Here is a 20812-nt window from a genome sequence, read left to right as displayed (position 1 = left end):
TTAATATAATAAATTTATTTTGTTAATCGTGTCACATATTTTTGTTTTAATGCGAATTTAAAAACCTGATCTTTCTAGTATACATTATGCGACTGTTGTAGCATATTTTAAAACTCAAATATGGAACTTAGGCATACCATTGTTACGGGAGAATTATGCGATTGCTATTTTGGGTAACAAAAAAAGCCTAATCGTCGATTAGGCTTTTGTGACACTAAGCTAGACTAAATTACATTACCGCAGATGTCCGTTGTGCCTTGAGGGTAACTGAATTGTAGTGCATTGCGGTCAGTGATCAGCTCAGATGTGAATTCTAGTCCCGCAAGTTTGTCTGAGAATACACCATCCTTATCAGAACCAACCCAGCTACGAATATCAAAACCTATATTTTTCAATGGAGCAGGGAGTGTTCCTTGATACCCCTGATCAACACCATTAACAATAAAGCCAACCTGTTTGGTATTTTGGTTGATATAGATACCTACGCGATGATATTTACTTTGATAGTCGGTCATTTTATTGTAGTAATAAGCAACTGAAGTATACTCAGTCTCATCACTATTTGGGTAACCAAGCATAAATAATACGGATGGTGGGTTTTCACCGAAATCAGGATCAGCGGCACCTGCCATGAAACTATATCCTGACCTTACAACATATCCATTTTCAGAGATTCCACTAAAATTAATATCTGCGAAATAAGATGAACCTGGTTCTCCGTAATAACCCCCACTTAGTGGGGCGCCAGGTATATAGAGTTGCATTTCCAGTGCAAGAATCCCTGTTTTTGGTAAGTTAAAATCTCCTAAACCATCTTGTAAGTATGGAAAGTATGGAGAATTTATTGCCGAATAAAACCTTGCTTTACTGGTAGCTAAGTATTGTAAGTAATTAAAAGTACCGTACTCAGGGTCGCTATTTGAAAAATAAGGGGGGCAACGGTTAAGCTAAACTTTTGACCATTGATTGCTGGAAATATACCCATCAGATATTCTGAATTTTGATTGTTCCATAAAGCATCATAATCTTGTTGTGTGGCATCAAAGTTATACTGACATGTTTGTGGCTGGCTAAAACTACGCAAACTAAAGCTTGAGGATGGTGCTGCTGTTGATTGAGTAGAAATAGCATTTTGTTGTGAACCATTTTGATTTTCACCACAGCCGAGTAAGGCTAGGCTAAGTGCAAATATGCTCAGTTTTTTCATTGATTATTCCTCTGGTGTGTTATTTACGGCTTTTATCAAAAATTAAATGTGAGTATTTTTTGAGTTATTGATTTTAAAAATTAATAACTTAATTATATTTTTTGAGTTTTTATAAAAAAAGACCTCTTGTTTGGGAAGAGGTCTTATAAAAGGTTAATCGTATTGGATCGTCACTGTAGCCATAGCGCGGACTTTACCCGCAGTGACATTGGCTGCAGTTTGATAATAACGAGCTGTTAGTGGAACATTGTATTGAACGGTTTGGTTCGATTTCACTGTTCCTAGCTCTAATTTATTACCTAAGCCAATAACTTGATTTTTATTCTGATAATTCCACACAAGTTGAACGCCAACACCATTCGCTTTAGTCGAGTTTGGCTCAAGATTCTTTAAAACCTGAGTGTTATTGCCTTCTTGTTGGTAATCAAAGGTTAAACTAATAAGGTTCTTTTCTTCATAACCTGTTTGGTTTTCACCACCATTACAGAGAATATTTAGTTCAAAAGATTGCTCTCCTTGAGTAGAACCAATTCCTTTAAAGCCTGATTTCATCACAGTTGGAAGTTGTACCGCTTTATTAATATCACCTCTCCATTCACAAGAAGAAGAAGCAATCGTAATAGCGTTACCGTAAACAGTACTGGTTAAGAAAGGGCGATCATTCCTGTTTCCAGCATAATAAGTACTATAAACACCAGGCACTAATGTTCCTGAGCCTGTATTTTCTGCTGTCTTCACAATTTCAACAACGAAATAGCCCTCGGCAAGGCTAATACGAGTACTTGGTACAGATCGGGTATAAGGATAATATCCTGAGAAATTCGTTGCGTTAAAAGCTTCTCGATAAAGACGAATTCCAATACCTGGGATATTGGTTGAATAGATATTATCGCCCAGTGGACTAATTGCATAATTTTGTAGTAACCGTGCGACCATCATATCGCTACTATTACAAGTATATGTTGTTCTAGAATCAGGACGAATTTCAAAAAGAGATTTAACTAAGATTTTACCAACGGGGTCACTTGGTCGAACTACAACTCGACCAACTTGCATGGAGACGTCAATTGTTCTGAAACCCGCGCTAGTTGAACAAGCAGCTTGAGCTGCTGTATTGATACCAAAACCTACAGCAACCAAGGCACTGCTTAATAGTAATTTTTTCATTTGCATACGGCCTCAGACATGATCATGCTTTGCTGATCTTTAGAAATTTGTGCGCTAACATCATAACTGAATTGGCACTGTTCATTGGCTTCATCGCCCCATTTTACATACAAATCACCTTTTGGCTCTTGGGTACGTAAATACACCATGCTGCCTTGGGCAACAATACCAACAGATTCATCTTTAGCATTAAAAACTTGCGATGCAAACGGTAAGCTTTCACCTGTTGCTGTTTTGGTATTGATGTAGATGGCATAGCCCTTCTTGGTCGAGAAATCAACTTTTGCAATCGCGCCCGCAAATGGGGCAATACGCTGGCTGGTTTCTTCCAATTCAACATTGGTTGACATTTCTTGCGGATCAAGTGTGATGTCATTCAAACGGTAAGGTGTGACATAAGGAATCACGGCATAACCAGCCTTATTTACGCTGAGTCCAACGGTATTGTTAACTTTGGCACCTGCAGCATCTGGTGCATAGACCAGCACCATAGTTTGCCCTTGTTCCGGACCAAACAGGATACCTTTTTCATGGGCAACGATACTGCCACTTACACTGAGCATCGCCTGTTGATAAGCATCAGCGATGCTATATGAGCCACCTACGGTCGCAAAGTTCGTACGATAACGGCTATTCACGTTAAAACTTGGATTCTGTCTGTCTTGATGAGATACAGAAGCACCATAATTGAAACGATCACCAACCATTCCGCTCATACCCACGGTGCGGCTATTTTCAGACGCGGTCGCATTGACGTTGACAGAACTCTTTCTGAAATTGATCGGGAAAGAAAGGGTCATCAAATATTCAGTATCACGGGTTTGATTTCTTGAACCGTATTCAATCTCACGATTGGTCGCAGAAAGACCATAGGTCAAACCATGGTAATTATTGCTGTAACCGATTTGATATTGGCGACTGGTCTCATTACGGTTCCAGTAATCATTCCACGAGCCGACCATATAAACATTACCCCAGCCCTCAGGCAGGCCTTGGTTCAGGGTAATCTGGAATTCACTACGTTGTTTACCGACCGCAAAGGTATTCACACCTTTATCTTCAAGGTCACGAATGAGCAGGGCATCACGTAATTTATAATAGTTTTCCGTCGAATAACGATAGGCTGCCAAGGTTAAGTTGGTATTGGTCGGTGAAATCAGTTTGCTATAACTGAGACGGAAACTTTGCCCAGATTGTGAACCTTGCTTGTCAAAGTCAGTATTGGACTGGGTCACGTCAAAAGAGACCGCACCAATAGGTGTTGCTACCGCGGCACCTAATAGTAAGGCACTGTAGTCTTCAGCCAGTTGAAAGCCGGTATAACCGGTCAAGTAGTTGTTAATACCACGTTGGTATTTACCTTGCGTCACCCACGGCGTTAAATCAATATCACGATCACGGAACTCACCAGCAGTGATAGAGTAGCGGCTGAGTCCCGGGCGCAGCATTTGCACAACAGATGCATAAGGAACCGCTAGCTTTTGTATTTCACCATTCGATTCAATAATCGAAACTTCAAGTTCACCACCAAAACCTGTCGGGTAGAGATCATTAATTTCAAAGCTACCTGGCGCAACCGTGGTCTGGTAAATCAACTGACCCTGTTGACGAACTTCTACTTTCGCATTGGTTTTGGCATTACCACGAATACGGGGCGCATAGCCGAGCATACTATTCGGCAGCATGCGGTCATCGCTGGAAAAATCTAGGCCGCGATAACCGAATGAGTCAAATAACTCACCATTGGTAAAGCTATCACCTAGGGTTAAAACCCCGCGATATTGAGGAAAGGCACGTTGTAAATAAGTGCTGGTAGATTCGTAGTTAGATTTCTTCTTATTCGTTGGGTCTAGTTCACTTTGAGCGCCATCTTGCCATTGCCACTGACCGTTATGGCGAAGTTGCCATCCTGCAATGTTTGCACCCGCTGTAATTGCCATAAAGGCATTGGTAGTCTCTTTATTATCATTTAAACGGTTAAAAGTTTTGTAAGCACTACCGCTATACGATAAAAATCCGGCATTAACACCGCGATCCCAGATACTTGGGTCTACATAGCCCTGGGCATTTTTTTGTAATGCAATTTGTGGAATCGAAATGTCGATACGCAGGCGTGAGGTATCGAAATCGTAATAGGCATTTTCAATCCATTCTTCGATTTTATAGCATGCATTTGGCGCATTCGATTCAGTACGGTTGACCAGAACTTCTTGCTTTACACCATATTCAAGTAAAGAACCTGAAGTAAAACAGGTAAAAGCATTCTGGTTTTGTTCCGTTGAACGAAACATCATTCTTCTTTTGCCAAACCAGTTGCCATTGATGTAGACATCAACGTTATATTCGCCCGGTAAAACAGGGTTGCCGTATTTAAAGCGGGAAATATCAACTTTTTGTGCATCACCGATTAAAAAAACAGAGTCGAATTCCGCTTCCATAGGTGCTGCTTGTTCTGTTGTCTGTTCTACTGCATAAACAGCCATAGGCAGCGTTACGGTGATTACCCCTGAAGTCAGGTAATAACAGATACGACGCTTCAAGAATTTAGCTGTTGCATTTTTCTTTGACATAATCGGTTCGCCTATTCAATGATAGGTACAAAATCATTTATGGATTGGGAATAAATTTGTTTGTTATTGAAGCTTGATCTGGTGTTCGATACGACCGCCGTAATCATTAATGCTGACATAGCTCATCTTTTCAGTATTTCCCGTTTTTAACTGGACTTTGTCTTCTGAAAAAGGTGAGAGCATTAAACCTTTGGGTAATAGATCCACCGGCTTTCCAGCATTTTGCTGGTAGATCGCCGTCATGGTGACGTGAAACGGCGTTGGATTTTTTATAATCAGCGTTTGTCCGCTTTTAGTCCATTGCAATTTTTCACCTGCAAGATTGGCATCAGTTTTAATACTTGCCGGGCGATAGAAAAATTTAATGCGTGAACGAATCGCAAGCTGTAAAAAATTATCAGGAACAGCATCTTTGCTATTCGCTGTTGGTCGTGGTGGAATGTCCAGAACATTTAGCCAAAAAACAGTTTCTTGTTTTTGATTTAACTGAGCTGCATTAGGTAATGCGGTAATACGAAGGGATTGACTCTTCGTTGGATCGACACGCGAAATCGGTGGGGTAATCATAAATGGAACTTTTGACTGGTCCGGTGTACTTTTAGCATCACCTTCATCAATCCATGCCTGAACAAGCGATGGTTTAGAACCATTGTTACTCACTTGCAAAGTTACTTCACGTGCATCAGACGGGTAAATCACACGAGTGCCGTGCAAAATAATTTCTGCATGGGTGTGACTTGCGACAAATGCTGATGATAGTGTTAAACCAAGCAAAAAATTGTAACCGTTCAGTGCCATTTAAATTTACTCTATGATTGCGTGAAATTTACAATTGCGAATTCCTAGAAGCCTAGAAACCCGCAAAGTCTATCAATAGATTATTGATAAATAATTGTATATTGAACTGAAGTGTTTACTTCACCAGCAGATGAAGCGCCAGTTGCATAATATTCAGCATAGTAGTTAAGATCAGCAGTACCGCCTTCTACCACATCAACCCATTGAGAGTTCGTTTGAGCACCATTGCTGCCTGCAGCAAGCACTGGGATTACTTGGTTGTTGTTACCAAGTAATTGAACATCAACATTTTTAGCACCAGCAGCGTTTTGGTTTAATAAACGACCGGTGTTGAAATCAACAGTCGCGCCTGGTTCGAAGTAAGTTGCAACTTTACCTTCTGAACAGTTACCTAAGTTGATTTGGAATGGAGTACGACCAGCAACATCACCTGATTTTGCAAGTGTTTGTTTAGATACAGTTGGAAGTGTTACGGTAAAGTCTTTACCCGCTGGAGTTACGATGTCACAAGTTTTGTCTGTGACTAGACCATTAATTGTAATCGTTCCATCAGCAGCTTGAGCGTTAGCAATACCTACAACTGAAAGAGCAGCGATCAAAGCAAGTTTTTTCATAATAATTTCTCGAATACATCAGCTAAAAGTTTGAATTAAAATTACTTTTCAGTTGAATTTTTGCGCTGAACAAGTAATGCGCAAAATATATCGCAATTAATTTAAAAAGTGCAAATTACGTCACATTTTTTCTATTTTTTTAATCTAAAATTCCGATTTAAAATAAGTTTGTGATATATATTATATTTTTGTATTTTATAGAGTAAAAATTCAATTTTTTTAATCTTTTTTTTTAATATTTCTAAAGATTGATTGATTTTTCCTTTAGAAAAAAAGAATAGATTGTTTACTTTTTATGCAGAATTATGGGGCTGACTGAAAATGCTTTGCCGAGAAAAAATGTAAAACAAATGCTTTTTTGTAGTTTTTGATTAACAATTTTGAAGAAAAATGACAATCCATTAACAAAATATGCGTACTGCTTTTAAGAATTTTTTAAGGTTCAATCTTTAGTTTTTTAGTCATGATTAGATGAAAAAAACCTCAAGAGGAGCTTTCAATGAACATGCTTTATACCCATAAACCGAATTACTATTTCTTTGCACATAAATTGGTTTTATTTCTGGAAAGTCATCTGAAAAGCCATCCATTGGAAAAACAAACCAGCTTTAATCTGCAAACCATCTACGATCTGTTTGGTCACGACCGTGCCTCAAGTACGACCAATCTGGAAGGGATTTTAAATATTGCCGATGAATATGTGCTTGAAACAGATGAAGGGCAGCAGTCATTGATTCGTTCGTATCACGTCCACTTAGACAATCACGTGTTGACTCTGGAGTTTAACCCGAAAGCAGTTGATAGTTTGAAATCAGGTCAGACGATTGTGAATCCAAAGGCTGCTTAAACCCAAGCTTAAAACGACCAAGCCTTATTGAGACATTTAGCGAGCATTGATATCGCTAAATGTCTTTGACTTAGCTGATTTAAAGCTGTCTATTCGCTATGATAGCGTCATGTATTCAATGATTAGATTGGCTTAATGAATAAGGATTTTAAATCAGAAACCTATACTGTCGATGACAATATGGCAGATACAATGATATGGCTAATGCATCATCAGGAGGTTTTCGATTCATTACATTTTGATGTGCATACTCAGGAACTATCAGTTTCACATGCAGCAGGCGTGGATATTATTCGAGTCGGCATGTATCTAACTGCCAAGTATGGCATTCTGGTGACATCTATCTGATTTTTCATCTAAAAAAAGCCTTGTCATTTGACAAGGCTTTTTCATTTATGCACTCATGGCATCGACCGAAAGTTCTGCAACGGTCGGTTTTGGCTTTTCTGCGGTTAAACCTAATTTAGCAAACAGGATCTGATCTTTGCCTTCGCCAGCATTTGGTGTGGTTAATAATTTGTCGCCGGAGAATAATGAGTTTGCACCCGCCATAAATGCAAGTGCCTGATCAGAATCACTGAGTGATTCACGACCTGCTGAAAGGCGGATATAACTGTGTGGCATGATGATACGTGCAACCGCAATGGTACGGATCCATTCAGTAACATCTAGTTTTTCGACATCAGCAAGTGGTGTGCCTTCGATAGGAACCAGCATGTTGATTGGCACTGATTCAGGATGGACAGGCATGGTTGCCAGTTCATGTAATAGACCAATACGGTCATTACGGCTTTCGCCCAACCCAACAATACCACCACTACAAACTTTCATGCCTGCTTGACGAACGTGATCCAAAGTATCCAGACGATCATCAAAAGTACGCGTGCTAATAATATGAGAATAGTATTCGCGGGAAGTATCCAGGTTATGGTTGTAATAATCCAGACCTGCATCTTTTAAACGCTCGGCTTGTGACTGGTTCAACATACCTAAGGTCATGCAGGTTTCAAGGCCTAATGCTTTTACTTCACGTACCATTTCAAGCACATAAGGCATGTCACGTTCATGCGGATTACGCCATGCAGCGCCCATACAGAAACGTGAAGAGCCTGATTCTTTGGCAGACTGTGCTTCACGAATGACTTTATCAACCGCAATACGTTTTTCAGCTTCTAATTTTGAATCGTAATGCGCCGATTGCGAACAGTATTTACAATCTTCAGGACATTTACCCGTTTTAATGGAAAGAAGGGTGCTGACCTGAATCGAGTTGGCCTGGAAATATTGACGATGTACGCTTTGCGCTTCAAAAACTAAGTCTAGAAAAGGTTGATCATATAGAGCTTGGATTTCATCACGAGTCCAGTCATTACGTAAGGTCATTGTTATATCCATGATGATTGATGACAAACATTGAGACTAATCATACAGAAATCGTGCCAAAGCCAAAGGGCAAAAAACATCATTTTTCTATTTGGGGCATATCTGCTTGTTGCAATTGCTGTTGAATTGCCCAGTCAATATGCACATTGACAATCTCGTCGTGCCACGTTTTTGCGTCTTGCAAGGCCGTGACAATTTCAGCTGAGTATGGAGCATTTCCAAGGCCGATTGCAATATTACGTTTAAAGGATTGATATCCAGTACGGCGGATCGGGCTGCCCTCGGTATTGGTAAGAAAAGTGGCTTCATCCCAGCGCCAGATCTCCAGCAGGCTGATATTATCCAGACCATGCCTTGGATCGAAATCCGGAATGGAGGCAGTTTTGGCAAAGCTGTTCCATGGGCAAATCAGTTGACAGTCATCACAACCAAAAATTCGGTTACCAATACCAGAGCGTAATTCTTCAGGAATGATGCCTTTATATTCAATGGTTAAATAAGCGATACATTTTCGTGCATCCAGCATGTAGGGCTCAACAATGGCTTGGGTCGGACAAATGTCGATACAGGCGGTACATGAGCCGCAATGTGCAGTTGCAGGTTGGTCAAAAGGCAGTTCCAGTGAGGTAAACATTTCACCTAAGACAAAGAAAGAGCCTGATTTTTTATGAATGAGTAGGGTATGTTTCCCGGTCCAGCCCATGCCTGCACTTTCAGCCAGCGATTTTTCAAAGATCGGAGCAGAGTCAGCAAAGGGGCGCGATTCAAAATCCCCGACTTTTTCCCGGATACGCGTGGCTAAAGTCTTTAACCGTCCACGCATCACTTTGTGATAATCACGGCCCCGTGCATAACGCGCAATAATGGCTGAATTGGGTTCAAATGGAACATAACGGGGCTTCGGTGATGCCACAAGATAGTTCATGCGCACACAAATAATGCTTTTTGTACCAGGCACAAGTAAGGTGGGATCTGCACGTTTTTCCAGATTTTCTTCTAAATAGTGCATGTCTGCATGGTATCCGCGTCCTAAATATTCTTTAAAACGCGGCATTTGATCTTGAGCATCTGGTTTGGCAATGACACAATCAGAAAAACCCAAATCCAAAGCTTGTTGTTTAATCCAAGCCTTCAGTGCTTGTGGATCGAGCTGCTGTAGTTCAATCTTTTGAGATTGCGTCTGAGATGAAGAGGTTGAAGCCATAAACCAAGAATGAGGGAGAGAACATGCAAGGTGTAGTTTACCATAGCCAGAGTATCCAAGCATGGGAACAGCGTTGGTTTGCTCAGCAAAATTCATCATTAGGGCTTATGCAGCAAGCCGCCTGGGTGATCTCACAGCAGTTAATTCCGCAATTTAAGTCAAAGAAAATTCAAAAGATCGCAGTCTGGTGCGGACAAGGCAATAACGCGGGAGACGGCTACTATATGGCTGCCTATCTGAAGCAGCAGGGAATAAAAGTGACCGTGTTTGCGACAAAACTCGGACAATCAGCGGATTTACAACAAGCTGCAGATTATGCGCAGTCTTATCAAGTCGATATTCAAACCATCGATTATTTATTAACAGAAACAGCAGTCCATCAAGAAATTCCAAGTTTTGATTGTCATATTGATGCCTTATTTGGCATTGGCTTGAATCGGGAACTCGACCAACATTGGCAAGAGATTATCCAGCTCTTTAATGCCCAGGCAGGGTTAAAAATCTCGATTGATATTCCGAGCGGTTTGCAGGCCAACACAGGCCAGGCTTTACCCATTGCGATACAGGCAGATCAAACTTTTACAATTTTGGGTTATAAGGCTGGTCTATTCACAGGTCAAGGCAAGCAATATGTTGGCGAATTACAGTTAGTCAGCCTGATTCCGCCAGATACACAATTAAAGCCGTTGGCTTATTTATCTCCCGAAACAGTGGTTTTGCCCAAGCGGCAAGCCTTTGGACATAAAGGCAGTTATGGGCATGTATTGGTGGTAGGCGGTCATGCCGATATGGGCGGTGCCGTTATCATGTCGGCTGAAGCCGCTTTTCATGCTGGAGCTGGCAAAGTCAGTGTGGTCTGTCATGCCAAACACCATCAGGCTATTTTGGCACGATCACCTAATATTATGGTTAGAGATATCAATCTTCTGGATCAGAAGGGCATCGAGCAATTACTTGAACATGTCGATGCGGTAGGTTTGGGTATGGGCTTAGGGCGGGATCAATGGGCTGAACAAATTTATCAGCAATGGTTTGTGCGACTGAATCAAAATTCTCATTTAGACGTGGTACTTGATGCCGACGCGCTCTGGTTTTTGGCAAAAGATCCACAAAAGTTAAATAATCATGTGTATGCCACCCCGCATCCCGGTGAGGCGGCGACCTTGTTAGGTTGTAGCGCCAAGGAAATTGAACAGGACCGCATTGGTGCCATTCAGCAGTTGCAGCAAAAGTACGCTGGTCAATGGGTACTTAAAGGCGCGGGCAGTCTCATTTTAGAGAAAGAATTAGTCATTTGTACCCAAGGCAATGCGGGCATGGGTACAGGTGGAATGGGTGATGTACTGGCAGGCATGATTGCCAGTTTAAAAGCGCAGTTTCATCAGCAGATTGCTTTGCATGAAATCGTGAGCTTACATGCACAGGCAGGTGATCTGTTGGCTGAAAAGGGGATGCGCGGATTACAGGCGCATGAAATGGGCAAAATGATTTATCAGGTGGTCAATCAAAATGACTAACGGCGTCTGCTGCTGACACGGCTGCGGCCACGAGCCATGCCACCTAATGCATTAAGCACAGCCATTTTACTCATACTGCCCGAAGCATGGGCATGGCAAATGGCGGCAGCTAGGGCATCGGCAGCATCAGACTGTGGTTTGATGCTCAGGTTCAATAAACGCATCACCATCATCTGGACCTGTTCTTTATCTGCTGCGCCGTAACCGACCACAGACTGTTTAATTTGTCGTGCGGTATATTCAGCCACCTGTAAATCCAGATTAACTAGAGCGGCAATTGCAGCACCGCGTGCCTGACCGAGTTTCAACGCCGAATCAGGATTCTGCGCCATAAAGACTTGCTCTACCGCAGCTTCAGTTGGACCATGAAATTTAACAATCCGTTCAACCCCGGCAAAGATACGTTTTAAACGTTCTGGCATTTCTTGGGTTTCGGTACGAATGGTGCCTGCATCTACAAAACGTAGTTTATTGCCATCTTTTTCGATAATTCCGTAACCTGTTAAGCGTGAGCCGGGATCAATACCAATAATTAATGACATGTTGAAATATAACAATAGAAGATTGTTGATATTGTTACATAGCAGGCTTTTCGATGCATATTATTTTTGTAGGATTTTGAATTATAACAAAATAGCAGATTTATTAAGCAAATTCGGTTTGTTCGGTTAATTATCCTGCAATTCGGTCTCATTTCAACAGTTCGATCGGCATGGCTTAATCTGAGGGGATTTTGATCAATTTGTATTTAATTTGAGCGTTAGAGCGTAAATTATGTGATTTTTCTAAAAAAAATTTGCATTGTGGGGGAGATGGGCGTATAAAGCATCTCATTGATCGAAGATGTTGATCAATATGTTGTTGCGGGATGGAGCAGTCTGGTAGCTCGTCGGGCTCATAACCCGAAGGTCGTTGGTTCAAATCCAGCTCCCGCTACCACTTTTAAAGTTAATCGAATATTAGCTCTGTGATTATTGAGTTGTTGTTATCTGAAAGATTAGACAGCAATTAAGTTAGCTGAAATAACCCTAAAGAAAGCTAAAAATTATTAGATTCTAGAATTGTAGTTTGCCTCTCTCCATATATCTAGCGTTATAGTAAATCCAAATCGATCACTTGAGCTCAGGAATGAGTGATTTTGTGTTGAAAATTATTAATGAATGGCGTGTAGCCAAAGCCAGCAATGGCAATGAAATTTGTGTGCAAATTATCCCGATGAAACGTCAGCAAAATACGTTGGATGGTTTCAAATGGGTAGAAGTTGGAAAGAAAATCCAGCTAGAGTCAGGTCGGGAAATCGATTTTAATCTAGATGGCAAAAGCTTCTATACTGATGTTAATCAGCTTTATCGATTAACATAGATGATTTACGCACTTGAAGTATCTATTGGTTAAAGATAGATTGAGTTAAATCAATATTAATAATTTGATTTAACTCATAAATGAACAAAGTTTAAAGGTTTAAAAGTATGTCTGATACAGTTACTGGTACTGTTAAGTGGTTTAACGAAACTAAAGGTTTTGGTTTCATTCAAGCTGATTCTGGCCAAGATGTTTTTGCTCACTTCAGCGAAATCCAAAGCAATGGTTTCAAAGTATTAAACGAAGGCCAACGCGTTTCGTTTGTACTTGGTCAAGGTAAAAAAGGACCACAAGCAACAACAATTAAAGTTATCTAATAAGATTGCTTGAAAATGAAGCTCACTTTAGGTGGGCTTTTTTTACATCTGAACAAATTGTCGTTTGAGGCTTTACCCATAGCTGTGCTGAAGTAAATTGTAGGGCTAAAAATTTGAATTTTGCATAAGAAACCAGGCTTAAATTTAAATCTTGATGCAAAAAAATATCTTGAGCAGAAAAAACAAAAATATTTTTTATTTGGCTAAACCTCAGTTTTTAGATGCTAGATCGCTTAGCCTCTACAGGTAATTTTTTGATTTAGCAGTGAATGTTATTTGCAAATGATTTGGTTTATTAAAGTCCAACCTCATCTGTTTAGGGTATAAAACTATCTATACTTCTCTCAATCTACTATCTCGTATGGCTTAAAGTTTGGTATGCTTGCAGTATCTGTCAAATAAAGATAGATTAAGTTAAATCATAATTAATAAATTTTGATTTAACTTATAAATGAACAAATTTTAAAAGGTTTAAAAGTATGTCTGATACAGTTACCGGTACTGTTAAGTGGTTTAACGAAACTAAAGGTTTTGGTTTCATTCAAGCTGATTCTGGTGAAGATGTTTTTGCACACTTCAGCGAAATCCAAAGCAAAGGTTTTAAAGTATTACAAGAAGGCCAACGCGTTTCTTTCGTACTTGGTCAAGGTAAGAAAGGACCACAAGCAACCCTTATCACTGTTATCTAATTTTTAGACCAGTAAAAAAAAGCTCACACACGTTGTGGGCTTTTTTTGTGAAGAAAAATAGGGTGGAGGAACGGTCTGAGCATTTGATAATAGGCTGCTTGTTTCTCTTTGTAGCCTAAAATTCGATGAAATAATATGTTAAAAATTTATATCATTATTTTAAGGTATAATTTTTAAAGCAAAAAAGACTTATAATTATTTGAAATGTATTATAAAAGTTATAGGGATAGCAGTAGGGGAATCGCTGTGCCGATCAATAAATCAGGCTATCTGGGTGCGATCAATAAATATTCATTGTGCCTAAAAAGTAAACTGGTGTATAGTAAATTACAACGAGAAGAATAACGCTGCTGATTCAGTAAATCTTGCATTTCATCATTTGAATAAACCTTTCGTTTTATCAGATCTAATCTCAGAGTTTATGATTCCAAGTTACGTGCTAGCAAGCACCCCAAAATTTATTAAATAGGTTAAATATATGTCGAATACTGTGACGGGTACAGTGAAATGGTTCAACGAAACCAAAGGTTTTGGCTTTATTCATGCTGATTCTGGACAGGATGTTTTTGCTCATTTCAGCGAAATCCAAAGTAGCGGTTTTAAAGTTTTACATGAAGGTCAACGTGTGACATTTACCATTACCGATGGTAAAAAAGGCCCACAAGCAACAGGGATTACGGTTGTTCCTTAGAACCCTAAAAAAACCATATAAAAAAAGCTCACCTTCGTGGGCTTTTTTGTATTCCTGTTTTTGCATTGCTCTAAATTAAATATTTAATTATTTTGTGTTAAGCGCCTATTTTTGTCATAAAACAACTTTTTTGTGCAAAATTTGTGCTAGTCAGGACTACGACTTTTTGCTAATTTTATAGTGTTAATTTATTAGGCAAATTAACAAGTGCAGTACATTTAATGAGCGTTAGGGTTATGGAAAACTTGGAGTCATATGCTCAAGGGTTTGAGCAGGAAGTTCATGTACATTGTAAAAGATCTTTAGGCACGTTGTTGTTTAGCTTTATGGTTTTAATTGCAACCAGCCTATAGAAATGAAAAGCACCTTCGGGTGCTTTTTTAATGTTTTTAAAATTTGTCGCGATAGGGCTTTTCTAGAGAATAAATTATCAAAAATATTGAAAGATTCTGGTTTTATTAATCACTGTTTTGGCGGTAACCTTGTCTTATTGTGAAGTAAGAAAATTTATTTTTTGGGTGAATTTCAAATGTTTAACGGTATTAATAAACCAATCCATTTAGATGATGTGGTCTTTAAGGAAAGTAAAGCATCTCAAAATTCGAATGAGTGGAGCTGGGTCAATCCTAAGCATGGGGAATTTGAACATCCGGCCAATTATTATGAGAGTTCTTTGGGCGACTGGCATACCTTTGATGCACTCAATTCGGACCAAGTATGCGATGTTGTGGTGATTGGTGGGGGCTTATTGGGCGCTTCGGCAGCGTTGCATTTGTCGGAACAGGGTGTGGATACGATTCTGGTGGAGAAAAACCGCATCGGTTCATCTGCTTCTGGCCGAAATGGTGGACAACTCACACCTGGTTTGGCCCGTTGGGAAGCGGAAGAAATGATCAAGCGTTTTAGCTATGAAGATGCGAAAAAGCTTTGGCATTTTACTTCTACCGAGGCAATGTCATTAATCGACCAGATCAGTGGAAAATATGATGTTGAGCTGGCGCGTAAGCGTGGACATATTACCGCTGCGGTACATGAAGGGCATCTTATTGCTTTGACGCAAGGCGCAGACGCCAGAAAGTATTTAGGTGAAAACAACACCACGGTGATGGGCGAATATGAACTGAAACAATTGATCAAATCTGACTTGTATAAAGGTGGACTGGTCGATGATTTGGGTGGTCATATCCAGCCGCTGGCTTTAAACCGTGCTTTGATACATGGCTTTTGTAAAAATGGCGGTCAAGTATTCGAGCAGACTGAAGTATTGTCTATTTCTGAGCAGGCTGACGGGGTCTATGTCAATACGAGCGGCGGTACCATTAAAGCGCGTAAAAGCGTTGTGATTGCCGTGCATCACAATGCTTTTAAATTGCTGCCTGAGAAAAAACAGACAGCGATTCCATTTCATACTTATATTGCGGTGACCGCACCTTTGGAGGTGCCATTGACCGAGTTATTACCGCAGGATCATCCGGTCTATGATACGCAGTTGCAGATTGACTATTATCGTGGTGTTTCGAAAAACCGTTTATTATTTGGTGGGCAAGGAACCGGCACCAGCTGGAGCGTAGGCCGTATCAATCAGTATTTGCTGGGCCGAACCCATAAAGTGTTTCCGCAGCTCAACCAGGTAGAGATGGACTTCTGCTGGAGTGGCGTCAGTGATCTGACCGTAAACGGTGCGACGGATAACCGTAAATTTGGAGAAAAATATCCAATTTATGCAGTGCACGGCTGGAGTGGTCATGGTGTGGCTCAAACCGTACGGATCGGTAAGGCCATTGCTGATGATTTTTCTGGTTTAAATACCGATTATGCAATGCTCACCAAAATCCAGCATAGCGATATTTTATTTGGACGTTTGCTGGCACCGCTGGCGATTCCCATGTCAAAAGGTTGGTATGGTATGACAGGTATGTTGAATCCCGGAAAAATGGTTTCTTTCTAAATAACAATCTATCTTGTCCCTAAAAAGTGCCTCTTATCTAGAGGCTCTTTGCATCTTGGTTTTGTAATGTTGGGCTATTGAACATGGCCGTATAAAAATCTATTAATGAATCTGGCCAGATTTTATGCTTTAGTAAAATGCGCTGGGTGTGCTAGGCTTGATAAAAAAGAGATCAGCTCATGGATATCATACAAGTCAAAGATTTTCCGGCATTCATTGGCTATACTGAAGCGATTCTGGCGATGGATGCGTGGATTAATACGCGACCTTATTTCTATATCATCAAAGAGCACTATTTGGTCGATGAGGCGATTCGGTTGGAATATATTATTATTCAATAATCATAATTAGGATTTGAGAAAAGGAGATTCTGTTTTGAATCATGATGCAAGAATAGATTCATTCTGGGAGGACGTGAATATTGCGGATCAAAACAAAGTAACGTATTTGTTAGAAATGTTTGAGCGTGGTGTTCAGCAAAATGAGACTGATACACTTGAATTTGTAGTCGACGTGGCATTTAAAATAGAGAATCTGGAAATCAGAGCTTCGGCACTAAATCATTTATTATTGTTGGATGGACATGACCAGCATCAAATGATAGCCAAAGAATTGCAAGGTCTTGCTCATCCATCAAGCGTCGCAATTATTGCCAGAATCCTTGAACAGGATTTTAAGCGTTTTGAATATACTGCTTCTGATGATAGTGTTATTGCAAAATGGTTTAGTCATGCTTTAGCAGATATGGGTACGCTAGATGCAATGGCTGTGTTAAAGCGCTATGCACAAAGTCAAAATCAAGACATTGCACAGGAAATGCAATATCGCTTAAGAAAAATAGCAAATGAACAAAAATTATAGGCAGATGAGTAGGTCAGGAGATTAAAGTCTTTAAAAGGCTTATAAGTACTTTTAAAAAATTATGGACCGAATATAAGTTTTCATCTTGTTTCAAATCATTGACATAAAAAGTTAAGTTATTTTGTTATCTTTGCTTTTTCACTTTATCAGAATTCAAATTATGAAAAAGATCTTACTTTTAGGTGCAATTGTCGCTTCATTAGCAGCGTGTTCAGCAACTCCAAATAAAGATATGACGCCACCAAAAATTGGTATGCCTAATCCAGCAAGTAAATTCTGCGTAGATCAAGGTGGACAACTGGAAATTCGCAATGAAGCCAATGGTCAGGTAGGTTATTGCAAATTACCAAATGGCCAGGTGGTTGAAGAGTGGGAGCTGTTCCGTGCAAGCCAGCCAAAATGTATCGCTGACGAAGCAACCAAGTTAATCGGTCAGTCGGGTTTAACAGAAGCACAGATTAAACAAAAAACCAAATCTGAAATTGTTCGCAGTGTGGGTCCAAATCAGCCTGTTACCATGGATTACCGTGAAAATCGTGTGACCGTAACGATTGATCCTCAATCGAAGAAAATTACCCAAGCAACTTGTGGCTAATTTTTAAAGACGCTTTGGGCTCTCAATTAGATCAAATTTAATTGGGAGCTTTTTTATACAAGCTTTTTTACAAGACTTGATAAATTTGAAAATGTACCCATCATTAACTTTATTGGGTTTATTTTATTTGTTGTGTCAGGATTGATTCATCAATATTGCACAAGGTTTTAATTTTAGAGATTTGACATGAATCTACTTCTTATCGTGGTATTTGGCACAATTGCCGAGGTTTTGGTCTGGATTGGCGTGGGTGACCTCGTTGGAAGTATGTGGTATGTCTTTTTCTGGTTCATCATCGCATTCTTTATTGGTTTAAACCTGTTGCGTTCAAGTGCTTCAACGATCATGCCGCAATTACAGCAAATGCAGATGACAGGTCAGTTGGGTGGTGATCCTGCTGTCACCAAGAAACTGGCACTTGCGATGGCAGGTTTCTTATTGATGATTCCTGGTTTGATTTCTGATGTGTTGGCAGTATTGGTCTTGATTCCACCAGTTCAAACCGCATTCCGCAATGCCTTGATGAAAACTATGGCCAAGCGTCAGCAAGCCATGATGGATAAAATGATGGGCGGTATGGGTGGCATGAGCGGTGGTGCAGCAGGGCAAAATCCGTTTGCTGATCTGATGCGCCAGATGCAAGATATGCAAAACCAGCAACAAGGTGGTGGTCAGCATCGTGACTCAACCATTATTGATGGTGAAGCACGTGAAGTAAAACCGGATCAGAAGCAAATTGAATTTAAAGATGTGAATTAATTCATTTCATTTTTTATAAAAAGCACACTTTATTTGGTGTGCTTTTTTTATGTTTGGTCTTTTGGGCTGGCTGGATCGGGTGATTCTGGATTGGTAGACGTAGCTGTTTCTTTGGAAGGTGGCTGATATTGGCTCGGTGGCAGGGTGGTCACTTCATTTTCTGACTGTTGGTACTTGCGACTACGATTGGCGCGTTCGCGGAATCCACCTTTATTGATCAATTGGGCCATGCATTACTCCACACTGCGTAAAATCTTATTTTATCAAATTACATGAAAGATCAAAATAAAATGAACAGCTTAATCATTGAGTCAAACTTGAGATTCTAATCAAATTGTCATAAAAATTTGTTAATTTGAATGTGTAGGTCAGAAAACGTGATTGAATTATGGTTTTTTTTCTCATAGGATAAAAGTGTGACATATGAGTATTTGTTGTAAAAAGAAAATAAAAAAATAAAGAGGAGGTATGAATGATGTTATATCAATATCATTGTGCATGTTGTGACAAGGTCGTTGCATCAACAGATAAAGAGTGCCCTTATTGTGGTTCTCAGCATATTCGCAGCCCGTATGGCATGTGGATGTTTTGTGTTGCTGCCTGTCTGGTAGTGGTGGTTGTGATTAAACTTGCACATTTATATAGTCAGCATCATCAAGAAGATCAGCCAGTGCAAAGCAATTCGCTACTGGAGATGTTCAAACAGGACAATACCAATTCGAATAAATAATTTCTGGGGCAATAAAAAAGCTCGCCATGGCGAGCTTTTTTACAGTAATGGAATTACAGTCCAGCAGCATCCTTAAGGATGTCAACTTTATCGGTTTTTTCCCAGGTAAATGCAGAATCAGAACCTTCACGGCCAAAGTGACCATAAGCCGCTGTTTGCTTATACATAGGTTGAATCAGATTCAACATACGGGTAATGCCATATGGACGTAAGTCAAAATGTTCACGTACAAGTTGAACAATCAGCTCATCCGATACTTTGCCGGTATTAAAGGTATTAATTGAAATCGAAGTCGGTTCAGCAACACCGATTGCATAGCTCACCTGAATTTCACATTTATCTGCCAAACCAGCTGCAACAATATTTTTTGCTACATAACGGCCCGCATAAGCAGCTGAACGGTCAACTTTTGATGGGTCTTTACCAGAGAAAGCACCACCACCATGACGCGCCATACCGCCATAGGTATCTACAATAATTTTACGACCTGTTAAGCCACAGTCACCTACAGGACCGCCAATGACGAACATACCTGTCGGGTTGATATGGAACTTCGTGCCTGCATGGAACATTTCAGCAGGAATGATCGGTTTAACGATTTCTTCAATCACAGCTTCTTTTAACTGGATTTGAGAAATTTCAGGATCATGTTGCGTTGATAATACAACTGCATCTAAACGAACAGGTTTGCCATTTTCATAAGCAAAGGTCACCTGGCTCTTCGCATCTGGGCGTAACCACGGTAATGCACCTGAACGGCGTAATTCTGCTTGACGCTCCATTAAACGGTGCGCATAAGAGATTGGGGCAGGCATCAGTACATCGGTTTCACGGCTTGCATAACCGAACATCAAACCTTGGTCACCTGCACCTTGATCTTCTGGCTTTTGGCGATCAACACCTTGTGCAATCTCAGGAGACTGTTTACCGATCATGTTGATCACGGCACAAGTTGAACCATCGAAACCTAAATCAGAATGGTGATAACCGATTCCATTGACGGTTTGACGTACAATCGCTTCAAAGTCCACATTTGCTGTCGTTGTGATTTCACCAGCAAGAACAACCGCACCTGTTTTTACTAATGTTTCACAAGCGACACGCGCATACGGGTCTTCTCTTAGGATTGCATCTAAAATTGCATCGCTAATTTGGTCAGCCATTTTGTCTGGATGACCTTCGCTTACAGATTCTGAAGTAAAAACAGCATACTCGCGCATGAACGTCCTATCATTGGTATTTTCAAAAAGACAGAGTATGTTACATCGACTTGGCGCATAGGACTAGCACAAGCTGACTAAAAAGCGTGAATTTATTTCATTTTCATGATGTTTTTATTGATATGTGTATCAGGGAAATTGATATTTATAGTTTTTGATATGAATAAATCTGTAATTTACTGTTTAACTTTTTTACAAGGAAGCACAGACGTCGCCTATCGTATGAACATTTACACATTTAATGTTAAATGATTGCGTGAAAAACAAGAAATATCGTGTATTGGACTTTACCCCTTGGCGTTTTTTTAAGACAATAGTCTCAGTTTTTGAAAG

The 20812-nt window shown here is 40.1% G+C and carries 22 protein-coding genes, 1 tRNA gene and 1 pseudogene; 14 read left to right on the top strand and 10 right to left on the bottom strand.

Going from position 1 to position 20812, the window contains the following annotated elements; translation table 11 throughout:
* Positions 1–224 precede the first annotated feature (224 nt).
* The 5 genes and pseudogenes from IEV39_RS06975 to IEV39_RS06955 form a co-directional block, all read right to left on the bottom strand.
* Positions 225–1207: pseudogene (locus IEV39_RS06975) on the bottom strand (DUF4882 family protein).
* A 153-nt stretch (positions 1208–1360) separates the two neighbouring features.
* Positions 1361–2374, bottom strand: a complete 1014-nt coding sequence (locus IEV39_RS06970) for a fimbrial protein (protein WP_005285190.1) — start codon at positions 2372–2374, stop codon at positions 1361–1363.
* The gene (locus IEV39_RS06965; protein WP_005285193.1) at positions 2371–4944 is read right to left on the bottom strand and encodes a fimbria/pilus outer membrane usher protein; all 2574 of its coding nucleotides are present in this window, start codon (positions 4942–4944) and stop codon (positions 2371–2373) included. The genes IEV39_RS06970 and IEV39_RS06965 overlap by 4 nt, the downstream gene beginning before the upstream one ends.
* Before the next feature lie 63 nt (positions 4945–5007).
* A complete protein-coding gene (locus tag IEV39_RS06960) occupies positions 5008–5742 on the bottom strand; it encodes a fimbrial biogenesis chaperone (RefSeq protein ID WP_005285196.1) in 735 nt (244 codons plus the stop codon).
* 80 nt (positions 5743–5822) lie between these two features.
* Positions 5823–6356 (bottom strand): fimbrial protein, encoded by a 534-nt coding sequence (locus IEV39_RS06955; RefSeq protein ID WP_005285199.1) that lies wholly within the window; start codon positions 6354–6356, stop codon positions 5823–5825.
* Between the two features lie 499 nt (positions 6357–6855).
* Here IEV39_RS06955 and IEV39_RS06950 point away from each other — a divergent pair, with 499 nt between their 5' ends.
* A complete protein-coding gene (locus tag IEV39_RS06950; RefSeq protein WP_005229912.1) occupies positions 6856–7203 on the top strand; it encodes a hypothetical protein in 348 nt (115 codons plus the stop codon).
* 135 nt (positions 7204–7338) lie between these two features.
* Positions 7339–7551, top strand: a complete 213-nt coding sequence (locus IEV39_RS06945) for a hypothetical protein (RefSeq protein ID WP_005285202.1) — start codon at positions 7339–7341, stop codon at positions 7549–7551.
* A 45-nt stretch (positions 7552–7596) separates the two neighbouring features.
* Here the strand turns inward: IEV39_RS06945 and bioB are convergent, their stop codons facing one another.
* Positions 7597–8586: a biotin synthase BioB gene (gene bioB / locus IEV39_RS06940; RefSeq protein ID WP_005285204.1), complete on the bottom strand. Its 990-nt coding sequence runs from the start codon at positions 8584–8586 to the stop codon at positions 7597–7599.
* A 79-nt stretch (positions 8587–8665) separates the two neighbouring features.
* Positions 8666–9790 (bottom strand): tRNA epoxyqueuosine(34) reductase QueG, encoded by a 1125-nt coding sequence (gene queG / locus IEV39_RS06935; RefSeq protein ID WP_005285207.1) that lies wholly within the window; start codon positions 9788–9790, stop codon positions 8666–8668.
* 23 nt (positions 9791–9813) lie between these two features.
* Between queG and IEV39_RS06930 the strand changes: the two genes are divergently transcribed.
* On the top strand, positions 9814–11307 hold the full coding sequence (locus tag IEV39_RS06930) for a bifunctional ADP-dependent NAD(P)H-hydrate dehydratase/NAD(P)H-hydrate epimerase (RefSeq protein ID WP_005285210.1): 1494 nt from the start codon (positions 9814–9816) through the stop codon (positions 11305–11307).
* On the opposite strand, the gene ruvC is transcribed toward IEV39_RS06930, so the two are convergent.
* Positions 11304–11849 carry a crossover junction endodeoxyribonuclease RuvC gene (gene ruvC / locus IEV39_RS06925; protein ID WP_005229920.1) on the bottom strand — a complete coding sequence of 182 codons (546 nt, stop codon included), beginning with the start codon at positions 11847–11849 and terminating at the stop codon, positions 11304–11306. The two genes, IEV39_RS06930 and ruvC, sit on opposite strands and share 4 nt — an antisense overlap.
* 320 nt (positions 11850–12169) lie before the next feature.
* On the opposite strand from ruvC, the gene IEV39_RS06920 reads away from it, so the two are divergent.
* The 10 genes from IEV39_RS06920 (at position 12170) to IEV39_RS06875 (ending at position 18529) form a co-directional block, all read left to right on the top strand.
* Positions 12170–12246, top strand: a tRNA-Met gene (locus tag IEV39_RS06920).
* Between the two features lie 189 nt (positions 12247–12435).
* Positions 12436–12669: a hypothetical protein gene (locus IEV39_RS06915; RefSeq protein WP_005229922.1), complete on the top strand. Its 234-nt coding sequence runs from the start codon at positions 12436–12438 to the stop codon at positions 12667–12669.
* Positions 12670–12776: 107 nt separating this feature from the next.
* Positions 12777–12986, top strand: a complete 210-nt coding sequence (locus IEV39_RS06910) for a cold-shock protein (protein WP_004661816.1) — start codon at positions 12777–12779, stop codon at positions 12984–12986.
* Positions 12987–13465: 479 nt separating this feature from the next.
* Positions 13466–13675 carry a cold-shock protein gene (locus IEV39_RS06905; protein ID WP_004771798.1) on the top strand — a complete coding sequence of 70 codons (210 nt, stop codon included), beginning with the start codon at positions 13466–13468 and terminating at the stop codon, positions 13673–13675.
* Between the two features lie 478 nt (positions 13676–14153).
* Entirely contained in the window at positions 14154–14366 is a 213-nt protein-coding gene (locus IEV39_RS06900) for a cold-shock protein (protein WP_005229924.1), read from the top strand.
* Between the two features lie 529 nt (positions 14367–14895).
* Positions 14896–16314 carry an NAD(P)/FAD-dependent oxidoreductase gene (locus tag IEV39_RS06895; protein ID WP_005285221.1) on the top strand — a complete coding sequence of 473 codons (1419 nt, stop codon included), beginning with the start codon at positions 14896–14898 and terminating at the stop codon, positions 16312–16314.
* A 179-nt stretch (positions 16315–16493) separates the two neighbouring features.
* Entirely contained in the window at positions 16494–16655 is a 162-nt protein-coding gene (locus IEV39_RS06890; RefSeq protein WP_005285224.1) for a hypothetical protein, read from the top strand.
* A gap of 34 nt (positions 16656–16689) precedes the next feature.
* Positions 16690–17175, top strand: coding sequence for a hypothetical protein (locus IEV39_RS06885; RefSeq protein ID WP_005285226.1), 486 nt, complete (start codon positions 16690–16692; stop codon positions 17173–17175).
* A gap of 160 nt (positions 17176–17335) precedes the next feature.
* The gene (locus IEV39_RS06880; RefSeq protein WP_005285230.1) at positions 17336–17770 is read left to right on the top strand and encodes a putative hemolysin; all 435 of its coding nucleotides are present in this window, start codon (positions 17336–17338) and stop codon (positions 17768–17770) included.
* A gap of 186 nt (positions 17771–17956) precedes the next feature.
* Entirely contained in the window at positions 17957–18529 is a 573-nt protein-coding gene (locus tag IEV39_RS06875; protein WP_005285233.1) for an FxsA family protein, read from the top strand.
* Between the two features lie 47 nt (positions 18530–18576).
* Here the strand turns inward: IEV39_RS06875 and IEV39_RS06870 are convergent, their stop codons facing one another.
* A complete protein-coding gene (locus IEV39_RS06870) occupies positions 18577–18759 on the bottom strand; it encodes a hypothetical protein (protein WP_005285235.1) in 183 nt (60 codons plus the stop codon).
* A 242-nt stretch (positions 18760–19001) separates the two neighbouring features.
* On the opposite strand from IEV39_RS06870, the gene IEV39_RS06865 reads away from it, so the two are divergent.
* Positions 19002–19259 (top strand): hypothetical protein, encoded by a 258-nt coding sequence (locus IEV39_RS06865; protein ID WP_005285238.1) that lies wholly within the window; start codon positions 19002–19004, stop codon positions 19257–19259.
* Positions 19260–19312: 53 nt separating this feature from the next.
* On the opposite strand, the gene metK is transcribed toward IEV39_RS06865, so the two are convergent.
* Positions 19313–20479, bottom strand: coding sequence for a methionine adenosyltransferase (gene metK, locus IEV39_RS06860; RefSeq protein ID WP_004771809.1), 1167 nt, complete (start codon positions 20477–20479; stop codon positions 19313–19315).
* Positions 20480–20812 lie beyond the last annotated feature (333 nt).

It is taken from the genome of Acinetobacter courvalinii, assembly GCF_014635545.1.
Taxonomy (GTDB): domain Bacteria; phylum Pseudomonadota; class Gammaproteobacteria; order Pseudomonadales; family Moraxellaceae; genus Acinetobacter; species Acinetobacter courvalinii.
The sequence above is the reverse complement of the archived record's forward strand: the minus strand, read 5'-3'. Positions and strand labels throughout refer to the sequence as shown.

What these genes read in the sequence shown, in the direction of transcription:
- IEV39_RS06970 (WP_005285190.1), bottom strand. Translation starts at nt 2,374, where the DNA reads ATGAAAAAATTACTATTAAGCAGTGCCTTGGTTGCTGTAGGTTTTGGT.
- IEV39_RS06965 (WP_005285193.1), bottom strand. Translation starts at nt 4,944, where the DNA reads ATGTCAAAGAAAAATGCAACAGCTAAATTCTTGAAGCGTCGTATCTGT.
- IEV39_RS06960 (WP_005285196.1), bottom strand. Translation starts at nt 5,742, where the DNA reads ATGGCACTGAACGGTTACAATTTTTTGCTTGGTTTAACACTATCATCA.
- IEV39_RS06955 (WP_005285199.1), bottom strand. Translation starts at nt 6,356, where the DNA reads ATGAAAAAACTTGCTTTGATCGCTGCTCTTTCAGTTGTAGGTATTGCT.
- IEV39_RS06950 (WP_005229912.1), top strand. Translation starts at nt 6,856, where the DNA reads ATGAACATGCTTTATACCCATAAACCGAATTACTATTTCTTTGCACAT.
- IEV39_RS06945 (WP_005285202.1), top strand. Translation starts at nt 7,339, where the DNA reads ATGAATAAGGATTTTAAATCAGAAACCTATACTGTCGATGACAATATG.
- bioB (WP_005285204.1), bottom strand. Translation starts at nt 8,586, where the DNA reads ATGACCTTACGTAATGACTGGACTCGTGATGAAATCCAAGCTCTATAT.
- queG (WP_005285207.1), bottom strand. Translation starts at nt 9,790, where the DNA reads ATGGCTTCAACCTCTTCATCTCAGACGCAATCTCAAAAGATTGAACTA.
- IEV39_RS06930 (WP_005285210.1), top strand. Translation starts at nt 9,814, where the DNA reads ATGCAAGGTGTAGTTTACCATAGCCAGAGTATCCAAGCATGGGAACAG.
- ruvC (WP_005229920.1), bottom strand. Translation starts at nt 11,849, where the DNA reads ATGTCATTAATTATTGGTATTGATCCCGGCTCACGCTTAACAGGTTAC.
- IEV39_RS06915 (WP_005229922.1), top strand. Translation starts at nt 12,436, where the DNA reads ATGAGTGATTTTGTGTTGAAAATTATTAATGAATGGCGTGTAGCCAAA.
- IEV39_RS06910 (WP_004661816.1), top strand. Translation starts at nt 12,777, where the DNA reads ATGTCTGATACAGTTACTGGTACTGTTAAGTGGTTTAACGAAACTAAA.
- IEV39_RS06905 (WP_004771798.1), top strand. Translation starts at nt 13,466, where the DNA reads ATGTCTGATACAGTTACCGGTACTGTTAAGTGGTTTAACGAAACTAAA.
- IEV39_RS06900 (WP_005229924.1), top strand. Translation starts at nt 14,154, where the DNA reads ATGTCGAATACTGTGACGGGTACAGTGAAATGGTTCAACGAAACCAAA.
- IEV39_RS06895 (WP_005285221.1), top strand. Translation starts at nt 14,896, where the DNA reads ATGTTTAACGGTATTAATAAACCAATCCATTTAGATGATGTGGTCTTT.
- IEV39_RS06890 (WP_005285224.1), top strand. Translation starts at nt 16,494, where the DNA reads ATGGATATCATACAAGTCAAAGATTTTCCGGCATTCATTGGCTATACT.
- IEV39_RS06880 (WP_005285230.1), top strand. Translation starts at nt 17,336, where the DNA reads ATGAAAAAGATCTTACTTTTAGGTGCAATTGTCGCTTCATTAGCAGCG.
- IEV39_RS06875 (WP_005285233.1), top strand. Translation starts at nt 17,957, where the DNA reads ATGAATCTACTTCTTATCGTGGTATTTGGCACAATTGCCGAGGTTTTG.
- IEV39_RS06870 (WP_005285235.1), bottom strand. Translation starts at nt 18,759, where the DNA reads ATGGCCCAATTGATCAATAAAGGTGGATTCCGCGAACGCGCCAATCGT.
- IEV39_RS06865 (WP_005285238.1), top strand. Translation starts at nt 19,002, where the DNA reads ATGATGTTATATCAATATCATTGTGCATGTTGTGACAAGGTCGTTGCA.
- metK (WP_004771809.1), bottom strand. Translation starts at nt 20,479, where the DNA reads ATGCGCGAGTATGCTGTTTTTACTTCAGAATCTGTAAGCGAAGGTCAT.